The 17,878-nt window shown below is 59.0% G+C and carries 10 protein-coding genes; 4 read left to right on the top strand and 6 right to left on the bottom strand.

What is annotated here, in order from left to right:
• The first annotated feature begins 40 nt into the window (after positions 1-40).
• The 4 genes from K334_RS0110825 to bglX are packed head-to-tail and all read left to right on the top strand — an operon-like array spanning position 41 to position 8,246.
• On the top strand, positions 41-3,061 hold the full coding sequence (locus K334_RS0110825) for a SusC/RagA family TonB-linked outer membrane protein (RefSeq protein WP_025881764.1): 3,021 nt from the start codon (positions 41-43) through the stop codon (positions 3,059-3,061).
• A 26-nt stretch (positions 3,062-3,087) separates the two neighbouring features.
• Positions 3,088-4,545, top strand: a complete 1,458-nt coding sequence (locus K334_RS0110820) for a RagB/SusD family nutrient uptake outer membrane protein (RefSeq protein ID WP_027444951.1) — start codon at positions 3,088-3,090, stop codon at positions 4,543-4,545.
• Positions 4,546-4,577: 32 nt separating this feature from the next.
• Positions 4,578-5,897, top strand: coding sequence for a glucoamylase family protein (locus K334_RS0110815; protein ID WP_404828101.1), 1,320 nt, complete (start codon positions 4,578-4,580; stop codon positions 5,895-5,897).
• A gap of 57 nt (positions 5,898-5,954) precedes the next feature.
• Entirely contained in the window at positions 5,955-8,246 is a 2,292-nt protein-coding gene (gene bglX / locus K334_RS0110810) for a beta-glucosidase BglX (RefSeq protein ID WP_025881765.1), read from the top strand.
• Between the two features lie 166 nt (positions 8,247-8,412).
• Here bglX and K334_RS0110805 read toward each other — a convergent pair whose 3' ends face one another.
• From K334_RS0110805 to nadA, 6 genes are all read right to left on the bottom strand, one after another.
• Positions 8,413-9,963: a sulfatase gene (locus tag K334_RS0110805; protein WP_025881767.1), complete on the bottom strand. Its 1,551-nt coding sequence runs from the start codon at positions 9,961-9,963 to the stop codon at positions 8,413-8,415.
• 29 nt (positions 9,964-9,992) lie between these two features.
• Positions 9,993-11,471 (bottom strand): RagB/SusD family nutrient uptake outer membrane protein, encoded by a 1,479-nt coding sequence (locus tag K334_RS0110800; RefSeq protein ID WP_248623519.1) that lies wholly within the window; start codon positions 11,469-11,471, stop codon positions 9,993-9,995.
• A gap of 30 nt (positions 11,472-11,501) precedes the next feature.
• Positions 11,502-14,822, bottom strand: coding sequence for a TonB-dependent receptor (locus K334_RS0110795; RefSeq protein WP_027444948.1), 3,321 nt, complete (start codon positions 14,820-14,822; stop codon positions 11,502-11,504).
• A 37-nt stretch (positions 14,823-14,859) separates the two neighbouring features.
• Positions 14,860-15,855 (bottom strand): FecR family protein, encoded by a 996-nt coding sequence (locus tag K334_RS0110790; RefSeq protein ID WP_021590799.1) that lies wholly within the window; start codon positions 15,853-15,855, stop codon positions 14,860-14,862.
• 82 nt (positions 15,856-15,937) lie between these two features.
• A complete protein-coding gene (locus K334_RS0110785; RefSeq protein ID WP_025881768.1) occupies positions 15,938-16,513 on the bottom strand; it encodes an RNA polymerase sigma-70 factor in 576 nt (191 codons plus the stop codon).
• A gap of 210 nt (positions 16,514-16,723) precedes the next feature.
• Positions 16,724-17,716 carry a quinolinate synthase NadA gene (gene nadA, locus K334_RS0110780; protein WP_027444947.1) on the bottom strand — a complete coding sequence of 331 codons (993 nt, stop codon included), beginning with the start codon at positions 17,714-17,716 and terminating at the stop codon, positions 16,724-16,726.
• Positions 17,717-17,878: the final 162 nt, after the last annotated feature.

The following is a 17,878-nucleotide window of genomic DNA, read 5'->3' as shown; positions in this document are numbered from 1 at the left end:
TATTTGCAACGAGAAACTTAATTCTAAAACCCAAATTGTAATGAAAAGACTACTTTTATCTCTTCTTGCAGCCATGACGATGCAATTGTCGTGGGCGCAAGCACAGACCGTAAAGGGAACCGTTGTCGACCCGGCGGGCTTCCCCGTGATTGGCGCCACCGTGCAGGTGGCAGGCGGCAAAAACGCCACGGTCACCGACTTGGATGGCAATTTCACGCTGTCGAACGTGCCATCGGGCTCAAATGTCAGCATTTCCTATATCGGCATGAAGACCAAAACCGTGAAGGCGGCCACCACCATGAACATCCGTTTGGAGGACGACACGAGGATGTTGGACGAAGTGGTGGCCATCGGCTACGGCACGGCCAAGGCCAAGGACCTCACGTCGCCCATCTCGGTGGTGCGTGGCGAAGAGCTGGCCAACGTTCCATCGGCGTCGCCCATGACCGCCATGCAGGGTAGGGTGGCCGGCGTCAATGTCGTCAGCCACGGCACACCAGGCTCAGGCCCCACCGTCAGAATCCGCGGCAACGGTTCGTTCAGCAATTCCAACCCCCTGTATGTGGTCGACGGCATGTTCTATGACAACATCAACTTCCTCAACACCAGCGACATCAAGGACATGAGCGTGCTGAAGGACGCTTCGGCGGCGGCCATCTACGGCGTCCGCGCCGCCAACGGCGTGGTCATCATCACCACCCGCAAAGGCACGCGCAACCAGTCGGCGCAAATCAGCTACGACGGCTACGTGGGCGTACAGAAAGCCACCAACGTGCTGAAGATGGCCAACTCCAATCAGTACGGTCAAATGCTGATGGAGGCCAACTACGACACCTACAGCCCCTTCTTCAAGAAGAGCATCGACCGCTTCGGAGGCAGCTATGCCGACGCCGACTTCCACAAATGGACCTACGGAAGCGACACCGACTGGTACAACGAGCTGCTGCGCGAGGCCCTGATGACCAACCACGCCCTGACCGTGAGCGGCGGCGGGCAGAAGGCGGCCTACTCCATAGGCATGAACTACCTCTACCAGAACGGTATCATGGATGTGGACAACAGCTACAAACGCCTCAATTTCCGAGGCGCACTCGACTATGAAGCCACCGACTGGCTCAAGGTGGGCTTCAACTTCGTCTATTCCAAGGCCAACCAGGTCAATCCCAACGGCAGCGCCTGGCAACAGGCCTTCAACGCCCCAGGCATTTATCCCATCTACGACGAGGGCAACACCGACGCCACTCCCGTGAAATACGGCGCTCCATCTTCAGTAGGATACACCAACAACTTCTACAACCCCATCGCGACGGCCCACTACTTCAACAGCAAGAACAAGTCCGACCAGCTGCTGGCCAACTTCTATGCCGACTTCCAGCTTGTTCCCGAAAAGCTTCGCCTGAAAACAGCGGTCAGCTACGACCACTCCACCATCGAGGGATTCACCTATATTCCCAAATACTACATCAGCACCCAGCTCCAGAACGCCACCAGCACGTTGCACAAGAGCGTCACCACCTATAATAATTACATCTGGGACAACACGCTCGACTACGACGATTCCTTCGGCCGGCACAACTTCGGCGCCATGGCCGGCTACTCCATGCGGCAGGAAAGCTATCGCATCCTTTCGGGTTCGGCCTCTAACGTCCCCGACGGAAAGGAGGAATACTACTACATCGGACAGGGCGACGACGAGAGCCGCAAGGCCGGCGACGGCGGTTCCACCTATCGGGGCATGAGCTATTTCGCCCGTCTCAACTACAATTACGCCAACAAGTACTACCTCATGTTCACCTTCCGTGCCGATGGTTCTTCGAAGTATCAGGAGCACTGGGGCTACTTCCCGTCGGTAGGCGCCTCGTGGGTGGTGAGCGAAGAGCCGTTCATGAAGCGCGTCAAGGCCATCGACTATCTGAAGCTGCGGGCAAGCTGGGGCAAGCTCGGCAACGACCACGTGGCCGCCAGTGCCGGTTTCGCCTCCATCGCCACAGGCAACGGGGCCTCGGGCGTCTACGGCAACGCCACAATCGCGGGCTACCAGAACACGTCTTACTTCAGTTGGCTGAAGTGGGAGCTGGTCGACGAGACCAACGTGGGCGTCAACCTGGGTCTGTTCGACAGCCGGTTGAGCCTCGACGCCGACTACTTCCACCGCATGACGCGCGACGCCGTCATCAGCACCGCGCTGCCTTTCGACAACAAGACGCTGGCCGGAAACTACGGAAAGATTCTCAATCAGGGATTCGACATCGCCTTGACCTGGGCCGACCGCATCGGCAGAGATTTCAAGTATCATGCAGGCACGAACCTATCGTTCCTCTGGAATGAAGTGAAGGGCCTCAGCGGGGCCGCAATGGTCAACAACGGCAAGGTCTACAACATCGTGGGCAAGGAGATGAACTCCTTCTACGGCTACAAGGTCATCGGCATTTACCAGAACGAAGCCCAGGTCAAGGCCGACCCGATAGCCGTGGCCAACGGCTGCCAGCCCGGCGACTTCATCTACGAAGACCTCAACCACAACGGAAAGCTCGACGGCGAAGACCGACAGACGCTCGGATCCTATCTGCCCAACTTCACCTACAGCGTGAACCTGGGCTTCGCCTACCGCAACTTCGACTTCGAACTATCCACCTACGGCCAGGCCGGCGCGCAGATATACAACCGCAAACGGGCGCTGCGCTATGCACAGAGCACCTACAACTTCGACCTCGAACAGTTTGAAAACCGCTGGACCGGCGAAGGCTCCACCAACACCCATCCTTCGGCCAAGGCCCTCACGCGGGGCTGGAACGTGAGCGACCAGCGCGTCAACTCCTACTTTGTGGAGAGCGCCGACTTCTTCCGCATCCAGAACGTGACCCTCGGCTACAGCTTCAAGAAGCTCCGTCTGGGCGGCTACACCCTGCCGAGCCTCAGGCTGAGCCTCACCGCCGACCGGCCGCTGACACTCTTCTCAGCCAACACCTTCACACCCGAAATCAGCGACCCCGACGGATGGGACACCAATGTCTATCCGCTCACGGCCACCTACACTTTCGGCATTCAAATCACTTTCTAACCTTTACTTTACAATACCGACGTTTTATGAAACTCAAACGATATATCTATGGCATTGCCCTTGCAGCCGCAACCCTCACGCTGACGGCCTGCAGCGATTTTCTCGATAAAGACCCGGAGAACAGCGTGCCCGAAAAGAGCGTCGACTATACGGCGCTGGAAAACATGTACATGCCCGTTTCGGGCGTCTACGCCAAAATCCGCACCGGTGCCATGCACTGGGTCATCCTGCCTTTGAGCATCGTGCGCGACGACGACATGTGGTCGGGGCGCACCGACGACCAGCAGCTGCTCGTCAACTTCGGCAATTATCAGTACGACAACACCTTCTGGGGACTCAACGAAATGTGGAACCAGTATTATGGTATCATCAAGGTGGCCAACGCCGCGCTCACATCGCTCGACGAATACGCCGCCAACACCAAGGATGCCTCGCTTCTGGCCACCAACCGCGCCTACCAAGGCGAAGTGCGCATTCTGCGGGCTTACGCCTATTACCGGCTGACGCAGGCCTTCGGCGACGTGACGATCCTCACTTCCAACAGCCAGACCGACCTCACCCGCTCGACCAAGGCCCTGGTGGAGGACTACATGCTCGACGATCTGCAGTTCGCCATGGACAACTGTAGGAAAGTGAGGCCCAACGAGATGGAGCACGTCGGCGCCGTCACAGCCTACACGGCCCGGATGATGGCCGCCAAGATATGGCTGAACCGTGGCGACTACGCGCAGGTGGAGAAACTGACCGACGACATCATCGGCAGCAAGAAGTTCACGCTTTATCCCGATTTCTACGAACTCTTCAAGATACCCGGCAAACTCTGCGACGAGAGCCTCTTCGAATGCCAGTGCACCGACTTCGGACAGGCCACGGGCGACATGGTCGACGCCGGCCAGTGGTTCGTGTTCCAAGGCCCCGGCTCCATGGGTGGCTGGAACTTCATCCGCTACTACGCCGCTTTCGAGCAGTGGGCCAAGCAGCGGGGCGAAACCGTCCGGGCCACGACGACCTTCCTTCAGGGCGGCGGCACCGTGACACCCAGCGGCGACAACATCAAGGACGGCACGAAGAACGATTTCTTCAACGGCAAGGTGTATACGCCGAAGAGCGAAGTCACGCCCGGAAGGGAGTGGAAATACGGCGCGGGCAACAATGTGCGCATCTTCCGCTATGCCGATGTGTTGCTCATGAACGCCGAGGCCAAAGTACGCCAAGGCAAGAACGGCGACGCGCCGTTCAATGAAGTGCGCCTGCGGGCCGCCATGCCGAGCGTCAGCGGCGTCACCGTCGACCAGATTCTCGACGAGCGTCGCATGGAGTTGGCCGGCGAATGGGGCGAACGCTATGCCGACCTCGTGCGCACCGGCAAGGCCGCCGGCGTGTTGGGCGCAGCCGGATGGACTGCCGACAAGACCTATTATCCGCTTCCGTTCACGCAACTCTCCAACGTTCCCGCACTGAAGAACGCCCCCATCCAGAAATGAACTTGAAATATGTATGCCTCGGCTGCCTGTTCATGCTGACAACGACAGCCTGTAAATCGGGCGGACGCAGCGTGGGCAGCCACGAGTCGACGACTTCGCGCCCCACTGCGTTCGACAACGACGACGCCCTGCTCGATTATATCGAGCAGGTGCACCTCAATTACATGTGGGACGGGGCCGAACCCATATCGGGACTGGCCCGCGAACGCATCCATCTCGATGGGGTCTATCCCGAAAACGACCGGGATGTCGTGACCACGGGAGGCAGTGGTTTCGGTATTGCGGGTCTGTTGGTGGGCATCGACCGTGGTTTCATCGACCGCAGGCAGGGTGTCAACCGCCTCACACGCATCGTCGACTGGCTGGCCCGGGCCGACCGCTTCCACGGCGTATGGCCCCACTGGCTCCATGGCCCGACGGGCAAAGTGAAGCCCTTCGGCCCCAAGGACGACGGCGGCGACCTCGTGGAGAGCTGTTTCCTCATGCAGGGACTGCTGTGCGTGCGGCAGTATTTCAAGGATGGCAATGCGGCCGAGAAGGCACTGGCCGAGAAGATAGACGAACTGTGGCGCGCGATGGAGTTCGACTGGTACACCCGAGGCGGACGTGAAGTGCTCTACTGGCACTGGTCGCCCAACTACGGATGGGAGATGGATTTCCCGCTCGAAGGCTACAACGAGTGCCTCATTGCCTATATCCTGGCTGCCGCCTCGCCCACCCACAGCATACCGGCCGACTGCTACCATAAAGGATGGGCACGCTCGGGGGCCATCAGAACGACGGCGGCGCCCTACGGCTACAATCTGGAACTGAAGCACAACGGGGCGGAAGCCACGGGAGGACCGCTCTTCTGGGCCCACTACTCCTGGATAGGGCTCGACCCCCGCAGGCTCGCCGACCGCTACGCCAACTACTGGGACGTGGTGCGCCATCACGCGCTGAGCGACTATGCCTATTGCGTGGCCAACCCCAAGCGATTCAAGGGCTACGGCAAAGACTGCTGGGGGCTGACCGCCAGCTATTCCGTCGGCGGCTACAGCGCCCACGCGCCCGCCAACGACTTGGGCGTCATCACGCCCACGGCCGCCCTCTCGTCGTTTCCCTACACACCCACGGAATCGATGGCCGCGCTCAAGGGCTTTTACAAGAAAGGCACTTGGATTTGGGGCAAGTATGGATTCTACGACGCCTTCTCCGAGACGGCCGGATGGACGGTGAAGCGTTATCTGGCCATCGACCAGTGCACCATCGCGCCCATGATCGAAAACCACCGCACCGGACTGCTGTGGCGGCTTTTCATGAGTTGCCCCGAAGTGAGGCGGGGACTCGACAAACTGGGAATCAACCATTGACAATCAAACCGGTCAGGCTCGTCCGACCGATTCTATCAATCAAAAAACTCTTTCAAAATGACAAATTGCAAAAAGCTGTGGGCCGCCCTGGCAATGGGCCTCGCGCTGTCGCCCGCCGTGGCGCAACAGGCCGGCCCGACTAAAATGAATCGCTTCATCGACAACCTCATGGGCCGCATGACCTTGCAGGAGAAGTTGGGACAACTCAACCTGCCCGTCAGCGGCGACATCGTCACCGGACAGGCCAAGAGCAGCGGCGTGGCCGAAAAGATACGCAGGGGGGCCGTCGGAGGACTCTTCAACCTCAAGGGCGTCGAACAGATACGCGAGATGCAGAAGGTGGCCGTCGAACAGAGCCGGCTCAGGATTCCGCTCATCTTCGGCATGGATGTCATCCACGGCTACGAGACGGTGTTCCCCATTCCGCTGGCCATTTCGTGCACATGGGACATGCAGGCGGTGGAGAACGCGGCCCGCGTGGCTGCCGTGGAGGCCAGCGCCGACGGCATTTGCTGGACTTTCTCGCCGATGGTCGACATCTGCCGCGACCCGCGGTGGGGCCGCATGGCCGAAGGCAACGGCGAAGACCCCTTTCTCGGTTCGGCCATCGCACGGGCCATGGTGAAGGGTTATCAGGGCGACGACCTAAGCCTGAAGAACACCGTCATGGCTTGCGTGAAGCACTTCGCGCTGTATGGCGGGGCTGAGGCCGGACGCGACTACAACACCGTCGACATGAGTCGCTGGCGCATGTTCAACGAATATTTTCCGCCTTATGAGGCTGCCGCTAAGGCCGGCGCAGGCTCGTTCATGACGTCCTTCAACGTGGTGGACGGCATTCCCGCCACGGCCAACCGCTGGTTGCTGACCGACGTGCTGCGCAACCGATGGGGCTGGGACGGCTTCGTCGTGACCGACTACACGGCCATCTCCGAGATGACGGCCCACGGCATGGGCGACTTGCAGCAGGTTTCGGCCCTCGCGCTCAACGCCGGCACCGACATGGACATGGTGGCCGACGGCTTCATCGGCACGCTTGAGAAGAACCTGAAGGAAGGAAAGGTGACGATGGCGTCCATCGACAGGGCCTGTCGCCGCGTCCTGGAGGCCAAATACAAGCTGGGACTCTTCGACGACCCCTACCGCTATCTCGACAAGAAGCGGCCCGCGAAGGACATCTACACGCCCCAGCACCGGGCCGACGCACGCCGCGTGGCCGCCGAGAGTTTCGTATTGTTGAAGAACGACGACCTGACGCTGCCCCTCCGCAGACAAGGTAGGATAGCCCTCGTCGGCCCGTTGGGCGACACCCCCGCCAACATGCCGGGCACTTGGAGCGTGGCCGTGGCCTTCGACAAGTGCAAGAGCCTCTTCCAGGCCATGAAGGACGCCGTGAAGGGCAAGGCCATCGTGACCTACGCCAAGGGCAGCAACATCATGGACGACAAGCAGATAGAGGCCAACGGCTCGATGTTTGGCCGAGAGATACGCGACGAACGCACGGCGGAGCAAATGCTCGAAGAGGCCGTCGGCGTGGCCCGTGAGGCCGACGTCATCGTGGCGGCCGTCGGCGAGACATCGGAAATGAGCGGCGAGTGCGGCAGCCGCAGCGACCTGACACTGCCCGAGGCCCAGCGACGGCTGCTCCTTGCGCTGAAAGCCACGGGCAAACCCGTCGTGCTGGTCAACTTCTCGGGCCGGGCGACGGTCATGACGTGGGAGACGGAGCACTTCTCCACCATCCTCAACGTGTGGTTCGGCGGCTCCGAGGCGGGCGACGCCATCTGCGACGTGCTCTTCGGCGACCGCGTGCCGAGCGGCAAACTCACCGTCACCATGCCCAAGAGCGTGGGCCAGATTCCGCTCTACTACAACCACTTCAACACGGGACGCCCGCTGGAACCGGGCAAATGGTTCTCAAAGTTCCGCAGCAACTACCTCGACATCGACAACGAACCGCTCTTCCCCTTCGGCTACGGACTGAGCTACACGACGTTCAGGTATGCCAACCTGCGCCTTTCGGCCGACACCATGCAGGCCGACGGCACGCTGACGGCCACCGTCGACGTGACCAACACGGGCCGGCGCGACGCCGACGAAGTCGTGCAGCTCTACATCCGCGACCTCGTGGGCAGCGTCGTGCGGCCCGTGAAGGAACTGAAGGACTTCGAGCGCGTCCACCTGAAGCAGGGCGAAACCCGCGCCGTGAGCTTCACCATCGACGCCTCACTGTTGAAGTTCTACGACGCCAACCTCGACTTCGTCTGCGAACCCGGCGACTTTGAGGTCATGGTGGGGCCCAACAGCCGCGACGTGGAAACGAAGAGGTTTACAGTAACAGGCTTATAAAGCAGCTGGCCTCCCCAGAAAACTGGCCTCCCCCGCCCCCTCCAGAAGGAGGGGAGAACAACCTGCCACAGCGGCCTCTCCCAAATTCTCCCCCGTAGGGAGGGCTTTCCTGACGGGTTGAAACTGATAGTTCTCCCCTCCTTCTGGAGGGGCCGGGGGAGGCCAGCTATTCATCCGGCCATGGACAGGGCTTTCCGGTCGCTTTGACCGTAGGCCGCTGTCCATTGTTTTTACGGAGATAGCTGCCCAGTTCATGGGAAAGAGAGCGGACGATTTGCGGATGACGGGCGGCCAAATCGTTCTTCTCGCCGATGTCCTGCGGGATATTATACAATTCCTTCTTTCCCGTCTTGTAACTGTAGATGAGTTTCCAATCGTCCTTTCGGATGGCACAGTTCAGGCTGATGGCCGGTCCTGTGTTGCCCCACACGTTGGGATAGTTCCACACCAGACTGCGACCGCGCGACGGATCGCCCGTCCCCATCAGCAACGGCACGAAACTCCTGCCGTCCACCGTCTGCGGCACCTTGTAATTCCTGACGCCCGCCATCTCAAGGATAGTGGGGTAGAAGTCCTCTATCATCACATAGCGGTCGCACCGGCTGCCCGACACCACGCGCCCAGGCCACCGCACAATCATCGGCTCGCGGATTCCTCCCTCGTGGAGCGAACCCTTGCCACACTTCAACGGCGCATTCTGCGTGAACAACGGTTCGTCGCGCCACTGGCTGCCCGTGGCATAACCGCCGTTGTCGCTCATGAAAATCACGATTGTGCGCTCGGCTTCGTGGTTTCTTTCCAGCCAGTCGAGCACTTCGCCCAGGCTGTGGTCCATCCCTTCGACGAGCGAGGCGTAGGCCGCTTCCTTGTCCGAAAGCCCTTTTCGTATATATTTGGCATAATAGCGTTGGTCGCGATCTATGGGCACATGCACCGCGTAGTGCGACATGTAGAGATAGAAGGGCTGTCCGTAGGCCTTCGCCCGGTCGAGGGCGTGCAACGCCTCCCGCGTCAAGGCGTCGGTGAGAAACGTTCCCGTGCCCCAATAGCTGTCCAGTCCCGGCACGGCGAAACGCGACGTGGGCGTGCCGTCTTTCTTATGTCCGTAATTCCTTTCGCTGAGATAGGTGGCGGGGCCGCCGGCGGCATGTCCCGCAATGTTCACTTCGAAGCCGAAATGCGTGGGATTCTCGCCCGGCGTGTCGATGGCGCCCCAGTGCGCCTTGCCGCAATGGATGGTGTGGTAGCCGTTCTGCCGCAGGAGTTCGACGAACGACACCGCCCGATAGGCGTGGTCGACGCCCTCGGTCTGGCAGATGCCGTTGTAGTTCCAGTCGGGTGGCACGAGGCTGTCGTCCCTTTCGTCGGTCGTCGCCCCCTTTTCGAGCGTCCAGTTGGTCACCCGATGGCGCACGGCATTGGCCCCCGTCATCATGCTGCACCGGCTCGGCGAGCTGATGGGGCACGCATAGGCCTGCGTGAAGAGCATGCCCTGTGCTGCCAGCCGCTCCATGTTGGGCGTCTCATACCTTCTGTTCAGTTCGGTCGCCTGCGTCCAGAACGGCACCGACGTGTCCTGCCAGCCCATGTCGTCCACCATGAAGAGGATGATGTTGGGCCGTTCAGCCGGCTGTGGGTCGCCGGCCCCGCCCGCCGCCATGACAGAGGCGGCAGAGGCGGACGCCAACAGGAAAGAATAAAGTCTTGGATCGTTCATTGTCGTTATTTTGAGGTGAAACATCCGGCTCAGTTTCCGGCCTTCTCGTAGCCCGGATTCTGCCGCAGGTTCTTGTTGCCCTCCAGCTGTCGCAGTGGGATGGGGTAGAGCGTCTGGTATTCCTGCGCGTTCTTTCCCCTTGCCCTTGCGTTGGAAATCAGTTTCCCATGGCGTATGAGATCCTCCCTTCGCAAGCCTTCGGTATAGAATTCCCTTCCCCTCTCAGCCAAAATGAAGTCTCGAAGCTGCTCTTTTGCAGTGTAAAAGCTAAGCGATATGAGGCTCGTTTGCGCCCTTTTACGAACCAAGTTGATGAGTTTCACGCTCTCGTCGTTGGGCCCTTGCAATTCGTTCAAGGCCTCGGCCCTGCAAAGGAGGATGTCGGCATATCTGACGTACACGATGTCGTTGCCCATGTGTTCCCCAACGGCATTGGGGTCGGGCCAGTACTTGAAGCTACGGACATTGTTCAGCGCGTTGCCGCTGGCGTCACGCAGCAGTTCCACTTCATTGCCCGACTGGTTCGTGTAGTGCGTAATGAGCAGTTTCCGCCGCGCGTCGTCGGCCTCGAAGGTGTCGTAGAACGCGGTGTAGGTGCGGAACTGCGCGCCGAAGTTGGCCCAGTTGCTCTGAACGGGATAGTTGGGCGGGAAAGCGTGGGCCATGTAGTTGTTGGCATAGCCGCTCTGGGCCAGGCAGGGGGCCCTGTAGATGAACTCCCGGTTCGTTTCGCCCTCCACCGTAAAGAGCTTGGTATAGTCGTCATAAAGCGAATAATGGCCGAGGTCGACAATCTTCTGCGTGGTGGCCACCACCTTCTCCCAGTTCTTCTCGTGCATGTAGAGCTTGGTCAGCACGCCCAACGCGGCTCCTTTCGTGGCACTCCCGATGGGTTCCTCCTTCACCGGCAGATGTTCCGTCGCGAAAGCAAGGTCGTCCTCCATGTACTTCACCATCGCTTCGTGTGTCGCCCGCGGCGTGGAACGGCCTATCTCTTCTATCTCGTCGGGCGAGGCACCGTCCGGAATCTCGATGATGGGTACCGTTCCGAAGAGGTTGTACAGGAAATAATAGGACGAAGAGCGGATGAAACGGGCCTCGCCACAGATGGAGTTGAGCCTCTCTTCCGAAATGCCCGACAGGCCCGACGTGACGGCGAGCACCGAGTTGGCGCTCGAAATGGCAGAATACATCTTGGTCCAGAAACTGTTCAGCAGCTGGTCGTCCACCGACCAGGTGTAGTTGATGAACGGCGCCGCGTTGCGTTCCAGTCCACCGCCCGTCTCGAAGGCGACATCGGTGATGAACTCATTGAACAGATAGGTGTAGTTTCTGCTGTCATACTGCACGATTCTCGACCTCGAATAGGCTCCGGCCAGCAGGGCCGCAACGCCGTTCTGCTCCTTCAGGAGAGCCGACGGGTCGTATTCCGTATATACTTTCTCATCCAGAAAATCCTTGCAGCCCGACAACGACACGCAGAAAGACACGGCTAAAAGCGATAACAATAATTTTGAATGTCTCATAGTTGGCACATATTAAAAGGTCAGGTTCACTCCAAAGCGAATCGTTCTGGAGAGGGGATAGCTGTTGTAGTTGACTTTTGACACGCTGGAAGACCCTGTCACACTGGCGTCCGGATCGAACCCGTCGTAGCTCGTGAACGTATGCAGGTTGTCCACCGACACGTAGGCCTGCGCCGCCCACAGTATCTTGTGGCTCTTCAGGGGTATGTCGTAGGTGAGGTTGACGTTCTTGATTCGGAGGAAAGAGGCGTCCACCACCGTCAGGGAGTTGACCACATACTGCCCGCCGTAGTTCGTGGGGTTCACGCCGCTGGGATATCGGTTGGTGGGATTGTCCGCCGTCCACCTGTTCTTGTAGTACTTCGACAGGCGGTTGCGGTATTCATTGGTGGGATAGAGCGACTCCAGCACGTTCACGTCCAAGGTGCTGATGCCGTAAACGCCTTGCAGGAACACGCCCAACGTGAAGTTCTTGTACTTGAAGGTGTTCGTGATTCCGAACGTCACGTCGGGGAACGGCTTGCCGAGAATGGTGCGGTCTTCCGAAGTGATGGCGTTGTCGTCGTTGTAGTTGTGGAACTTCAGGTCGCCGGGGTGGGCATTGGGCTGGGCCGAATGGGCGATGTCGTCGCCTTTTTGGAATATTCCGTCCACCTTGAAACCGTAGAATGAATAGATGGGGTCGCCCACGCGCGTGATGTTGAAGCCCGAAACAAACGACGCGATGTCGCCCGTTATCAGCTGCGGCATATAGGCGGGCAGGCTCTTCACTTCATTCTTGAGCAACGAAAGATTGAACGACGTCTCCCAACCCAGCCGCTTTGAATGGACATTCACGGTGTTGAGGACGAGGTCAAGTCCAGAGTTTCTCACATTGCCCGCGTTGACTTTCACCGAATAGAAGCCGATGGCGGAGGGCAAGGGCTTGTCGAAGAGCTGGTCCTTGGTGTTTCTGACGAAGAAGTCGACACTGCCCGAAACGCGGTTGTTGAAGAAACCGAAGTCCACACCCACGTTGTATTCCTCCGTGGTCTCCCACCGCAGATTGGGATTTGGCAGCCTTGCGGGCACCAGTCCCTGCGAAAGCGAATTGCCAAAGACGGCCGACCCGCCCGCCACGAGGGTCTGGATGGTGGCGTAGTTGCCTATTCCCTGGTTGCCGAGGCGGCCGTATCCGAGACGCAGCTTCATGGAAGTCAAATGCTTCAGAGGCTTCATGAAGGGCTCTTCCGACACTCTCCAGGCAAGCGCCATGGAGGGGAAGAAGGCATACTTGTGGTTCTTGGAGAAACGAGAAGTGCCGTCGTAGCGGAAAGACGCCGTGAGCAGATACCTGTCGCGCAGGTTGTAGTTGAACCGACCGAGCAGTCCGTGCAGCCTGTTGCGGCTCTTGAAGGAATATACATCGTCACCGTTGAGCGTGTCGCCGCTGTGCATGTTGTTGTATCCCAGCACGTCCGACAGGAATCCCGAGGCGTTGCCCGTGACATATTCCGACTGGAACTGCTCGTAGGTGGTGCCGAACATGACGGAAAAGTCGTGGATTTCATGGAATGTACGGCTGTAGTTGAGCAGCATTTCGGCCAGCCACTGCGTGCTTTCGCCGCTCCGCTTGTTGGCCACGCCGCCCGAAGCCAGGCCGCTCATGGTCTCCCGCGAGCGATAGAAGTTGTTGATGTAGGAATTGACGGTGGCCCCGACCCGTGCCGTCAATACCAGATTCTTCAATGGCTCCACCTCCATGGACAGCGTTCCGTAGGCGTTGTTGGAATGGCGGTCGGTGTCTATGCCCTTCAAGATGGCCAGCGGATTGTCGAGAGAGATGTAGTCGTTTCTATAATAACGTCCTGTTTCCGGATTTCGTCCGACAGGCAAGGTGGGGTCGAACTGGATAGCGGAGTTGATGACGCCCGCATTCTCATTGACTCCGGCCCCCTCGAATATGGAAGTGCCGTCGTTGCGCGTGTAGTTCATGTTGAACTTGAAACGCAGGAAGGCGGTCGGCGTCAGGTCGAGGTTGGCCCTCACGTTGTATTTGGTCAGCTTCGACTGCTTCACCAGGCCCTGCTGGTCCATGACGCCCAGTCCCAGATAGAACGTGTGCTTCTCTCCGCCGCCCGCGAAGCCGAACTTGTAGTTCTGGACGGGTGCTCCGTTGCGGAATATCTCGTCCTGCCAGTCGGTTCCACGGCCCACGGAGTTGATCTGATTCTGCGAGTAGATGGCGCCGTCGGGATGGTTGGCTTCGGCCCGCAGGGCGTTCAGCGTCTCCATGTAGTCGCGTCCGTTCAACACCTTCATCCGTTTGGCCACCGACTGAAGGCCCATCTCCGCGCCGAACTTCACGCGCAGTGCCGATTTCGTGCCCGACTTCGTGGTTATCAGAACCACGCCGTTGGCGGCACGCGTCCCATAGATGGCCGCTGCCGAGGCGTCTTTGAGCACTTCGATGGATTTCACGTCGTCGGCATTGATGGACGACGGGTCTATGCCGGGCATGCCGTCCACCACGACAAGGGCGTCGTTGCTGCTGTTGATGGAGCCGGCACCGCGAATCTGTATCTTGGTGGACGCGCCCGGCGCGGAATTCGTCTGGCTGATGTTGACACCCGCCGCCTTGCCGTTGATCATCTGGAAGGCGTTGGTGGTGACTCCTTCCGCGAACTTCCCTTCGCCGACGGACACGACGGAGCCTGTCAGGTCGCTTTTCTTCACGGCGCCGTAGCCGATGACAACCACTTCGTTCAGCGATTCCGTGTCCTCTTGCATCCGGATGAGCGAACTTTCAGAGAGTCGCACCGTCCTCGGCTCGTAGCCGACGTAGCTGACATACAGCTTGGCGTTGCCGTCCGTCACGTAGAAGGTGTAGTTGCCGTCCATGTCGGTCACGGTCGCGTTCCGTGTCCCCTCCTTGACGGTGGCCCCGATGATGGGTTCGCCGGCGGCGTCGACGATTCTGCCGCTCACTTTCCTTTTGGCTCCCGTCGCAGCATTGTCCATGGGATTCTGCGGGCCATGGGCTTTGTTCACGACGATGTTCTTTCCCTTGATTTCATAGTTCACATGCTGGTTGACAAGAATCTGGTTGACAATCTGTGTCAGGTCGGCACGATCGGCCTTCACGCTGACCGTCCTGTCCACGTCGACATCTTCGGCATAGAAAACGAAGGAGTAACCGGTCTGTTTCTTCAATTGCGCCATCGCCTGCTTCACCGAGACGTTGTTCACGTTGAACGTCAGTCTTTGGGCAAACGACGTGACGCCTACAAGGAAGGTCAAGCATATGGTCAAGAGAAGTCTTTGGTCGAAACGATGCATTGTTTTTCTTTTCATAGACTGCTGGTGTTTTGATGGTTGTTGTTGATATATACTAATATAAGATGTATCTTCCCTTGTCCTTCCTGTAGCGTATCTGCCAGGTGTTCGACATCACGGCCAACACCTGTTCCAGCGTGTTCTCCCTGCGGTTGAACGACCCGTAGAACCGGCGGGCGGCCACTTCGGCGGCCACTTCGATCCTGACGCCGTAACTCCGCGACAGTTCCCGGGCTATTTCGGCCGCCGTGGCGTTCTCGAAGTTCAGTTCCATCATCTCACGGGCCACGCGCGCGTCCCTGTCGAGCGTAGTCTTGGTCAGCCGTCCGGTGCGCTTGTCCATGACGACGCGCTCGCCGGGCGCCATCTCGTGGCCCGTGGTGTGGGTCACCTCGTTGTCGAGGCTCACTTTCCCCGCAAAGAGATCCACACAGGCGAAGTCGTCCTGCCGGTAGCTTCTGAAGCTGAACGTCGTGCCAAGGTCATGGAGCACAAGCTCGCGGGTGTGGATGGCGAAAGGCAATCTGTCGTTGTGCATCACCTCGAAGTAGCCTTCCCCGTCGATGGTCACGGCCCGGTCGGTAATGCCGAAGCCTTGGGAATAGCGCAACGTCGACCCCGAATTGAGTCTCACCGTGGTGCCGTCGGGCAGTTTCAGGTTCAGCTGCGAACCTTCTGGGGCCTCCATCACCACGTCGGAGAAGTCGCTCTTGACGGCGCGGGTGCCCAGATAATAGCCCATCCACGGCAAGGCGACGCAGAGCAACGCCACGGCAGCCGCCCATCGCAGCCACCGATGCTTCGCTTTTGCTTCCGTCCGGCCCCGGCCGATGCGGTCGTGGAAACGCTTGATGGCCGCCTCGGAGTCGAAACGGGGTTCGCCATCGGCCGCACGGACGGCCATCAACACTTGGAGACGGCCGCGCACATACGAAGCATGTGCGTCCGACTCCCAAGTCCACGTCTTCAGCACTTGAAATTCCTCGTTGCCGATGGTTCCGTCCACAAACGAACCGATCAGGAGGTCGATGTCATGGTTTTGCTGTTTCATTGTTTTTCACCTTCATATAGTATGACCAAAAAAGACAGAGAAAGGGTAGTGGAAAGGCGAAGAACAATGAAAAAAATGCAATTTATCTGAGAAGCAGCAACAGAAGGAGATATTTGCCCAGCATTTCGGACAACAGCCGTATGGTCTTCTTCATGTGATACTTCACCGTATTGACCGAGATACCCAACTCCATGGCTATCTCGGCATATTTCTTTCCTTCCATCCGCTGCATCATGAACACCCTTCGGCTCTCCTCGGGCAGGCTGTCGACGATTCGCCTGAACTGCGCCTCCGTCTCCTTGCAAAGCAACTGCTCCAAAGGATGTTCGTCGTCGAACAGCGAAGAGAGGAAGTCCAGCCTGTCGTGCGTGTCGATTCGTCCGGTCATCTGCCGGCGGCGATGGGCGAGCGAGTTCATTTCGTTCAGGCTCTTGTTGCGCACCGCTTTCAGAAGATAGGCCTTCAATGACCGTATGTCTATTTCCGAACGCTGATTCCAGAGCGCGAAGAACACGTCGTCGACCACCTCCTCCGCCAATTCGGGACTGCGGAGCAGTTGCAAGGCAAACCGACACATCAACGGATAGTATTCCCGATAGACTGCGTCGAATGCCTTTTCGTCGCCTTGCTTGATTCGCCTGATGAGTGTTTCGTCCATCTCGTGAATCTACTATAGTTTTAGAAATCAGGAAGTTAAGCTCATACAACAATAAAGGGGGCTTCTTCTCTTGTCGAGAGGCCGCTGTGGCAGGTTGTTCCCCCTCCTCTTGTCAAGTTTTTTTTGGCAGGTTGTTTCCCACCCTCCTCTTGTCGAGTTTTTTTGGCAGGTTGTTCCCCCCCTCCTTCTGGAGGGGTCGGGGGAGGCCAGCTACAACTCAAGCATCCTTTCGATGGGCTTCACGGCGTCGGCGGCGATGGCGGGGTCCACCTCCACCGCAGGCCAGCCGTACTTCAGGGTGAGATACACCTTCCGGAGCGTGTTCTTCTTCATGTATTCGCACTCGTTGCAGCTGCATCCCAACCCCCCTTCCGACACTTCGGGCGGCACGGGATGGAAGCGGGCGGCGGGACAGGAGCGTTGCAGTTCGTGCAGAATGCCGGCCTCCGTGGCCACGATGTACTCGTCTACTTCGGGATGGGCCTGGGCATAGTCGAGCATGGCGGCCGTGGAACCCTTCACGTCGGCCAGGTCGAGGACGGGGCCGCGACATTCCAGGTGGGCCATGACGACGGCGTGGGGATGGAGCCGCCGGAGCTTCACGATTTCATCCACGCTGAACTTCTCGTGCACGTGGCAGCCGCCGTTCCACAGCAGCATGTCGCGCCCCGTGACGCTGTTGATGTAGTTGCCCAGGTTGCGGTCGGGGCCGAAAATGATCTTGGCGTCGGCGGGGAAGCTGTCGATCACCCGCTTGGCGTTGCCGCTCGTCACCACGCAGTCGGTCAGGGCCTTCACGGCCGCCGTGGTGTTGACGTAGCTCACCACCTGATAGCCCGGGTGCTCCTCCTTGAAGCGCCGCAGGTCTTCGGCCCGGCAGCTGTCGGCCAGCGAGCAGCCCGCCGTGAGGTCGGGGCAGAGCACCGTCTTCTCGGGCGACAGCAGCTTGCACGTCTCGGCCATGAAGTGGACGCCGCACATCACCATCACCCGTGCGTCGGTCTCGGCGGCCTTGCGTGCCAGTGCCAGCGAGTCGCCCACGAAGTCGGCCACGTCCTGTATGTCGCCCACCGTATAATAATGTGCCAGGATGACGGCGTTCTTCTCGCGGCACAGCCTGCGTATCTCCGCTTTCAAGTCCAGCGACCCGTCCACCGCTTCGTCGACGTAGCCCTTCTCTTTCCATTCTTGCTTGATGTCCATAACGTGTCTTTGTTTCTTTATATCATTTACTTTGTTTCCACATTTCATTTGCTTCGTTTCTTCATTCCATTTGCTTTGTTTCCGCATTCCATTCGTCGCCCCATTCGCTTTCCAAAGCAGCCTTGTCGGAAGCCAACCGCCGCCCTTTCACCTGCTAACCGC

It is taken from the genome of Segatella baroniae DSM 16972 = JCM 13447, assembly GCF_000426585.1.
GTDB lineage: Bacteria > Bacteroidota > Bacteroidia > Bacteroidales > Bacteroidaceae > Prevotella > Prevotella baroniae.
Note: the sequence above shows the minus strand (reverse complement) of the source record. Positions and strands in the feature narration are given on the sequence as shown.

Bases quoted from the DNA above. Each gene is read 5' to 3' on its own strand.
- K334_RS0110790 (WP_021590799.1), bottom strand. From the start codon at position 15,855: ATGAAACAGCAAAACCATGACATCGACCTCCTGATCGGTTCGTTTGTG.
- K334_RS0110815 (WP_404828101.1), top strand. From the start codon at position 4,578: ATGCTGACAACGACAGCCTGTAAATCGGGCGGACGCAGCGTGGGCAGC.
- K334_RS0110805 (WP_025881767.1), bottom strand. From the start codon at position 9,963: ATGAACGATCCAAGACTTTATTCTTTCCTGTTGGCGTCCGCCTCTGCC.
- K334_RS0110820 (WP_027444951.1), top strand. From the start codon at position 3,088: ATGAAACTCAAACGATATATCTATGGCATTGCCCTTGCAGCCGCAACC.
- K334_RS0110795 (WP_027444948.1), bottom strand. From the start codon at position 14,822: ATGAAAAGAAAAACAATGCATCGTTTCGACCAAAGACTTCTCTTGACC.
- K334_RS0110785 (WP_025881768.1), bottom strand. From the start codon at position 16,513: ATGGACGAAACACTCATCAGGCGAATCAAGCAAGGCGACGAAAAGGCA.
- K334_RS0110825 (WP_025881764.1), top strand. From the start codon at position 41: ATGAAAAGACTACTTTTATCTCTTCTTGCAGCCATGACGATGCAATTG.
- bglX (WP_025881765.1), top strand. From the start codon at position 5,955: ATGACAAATTGCAAAAAGCTGTGGGCCGCCCTGGCAATGGGCCTCGCG.
- nadA (WP_027444947.1), bottom strand. From the start codon at position 17,716: ATGGACATCAAGCAAGAATGGAAAGAGAAGGGCTACGTCGACGAAGCG.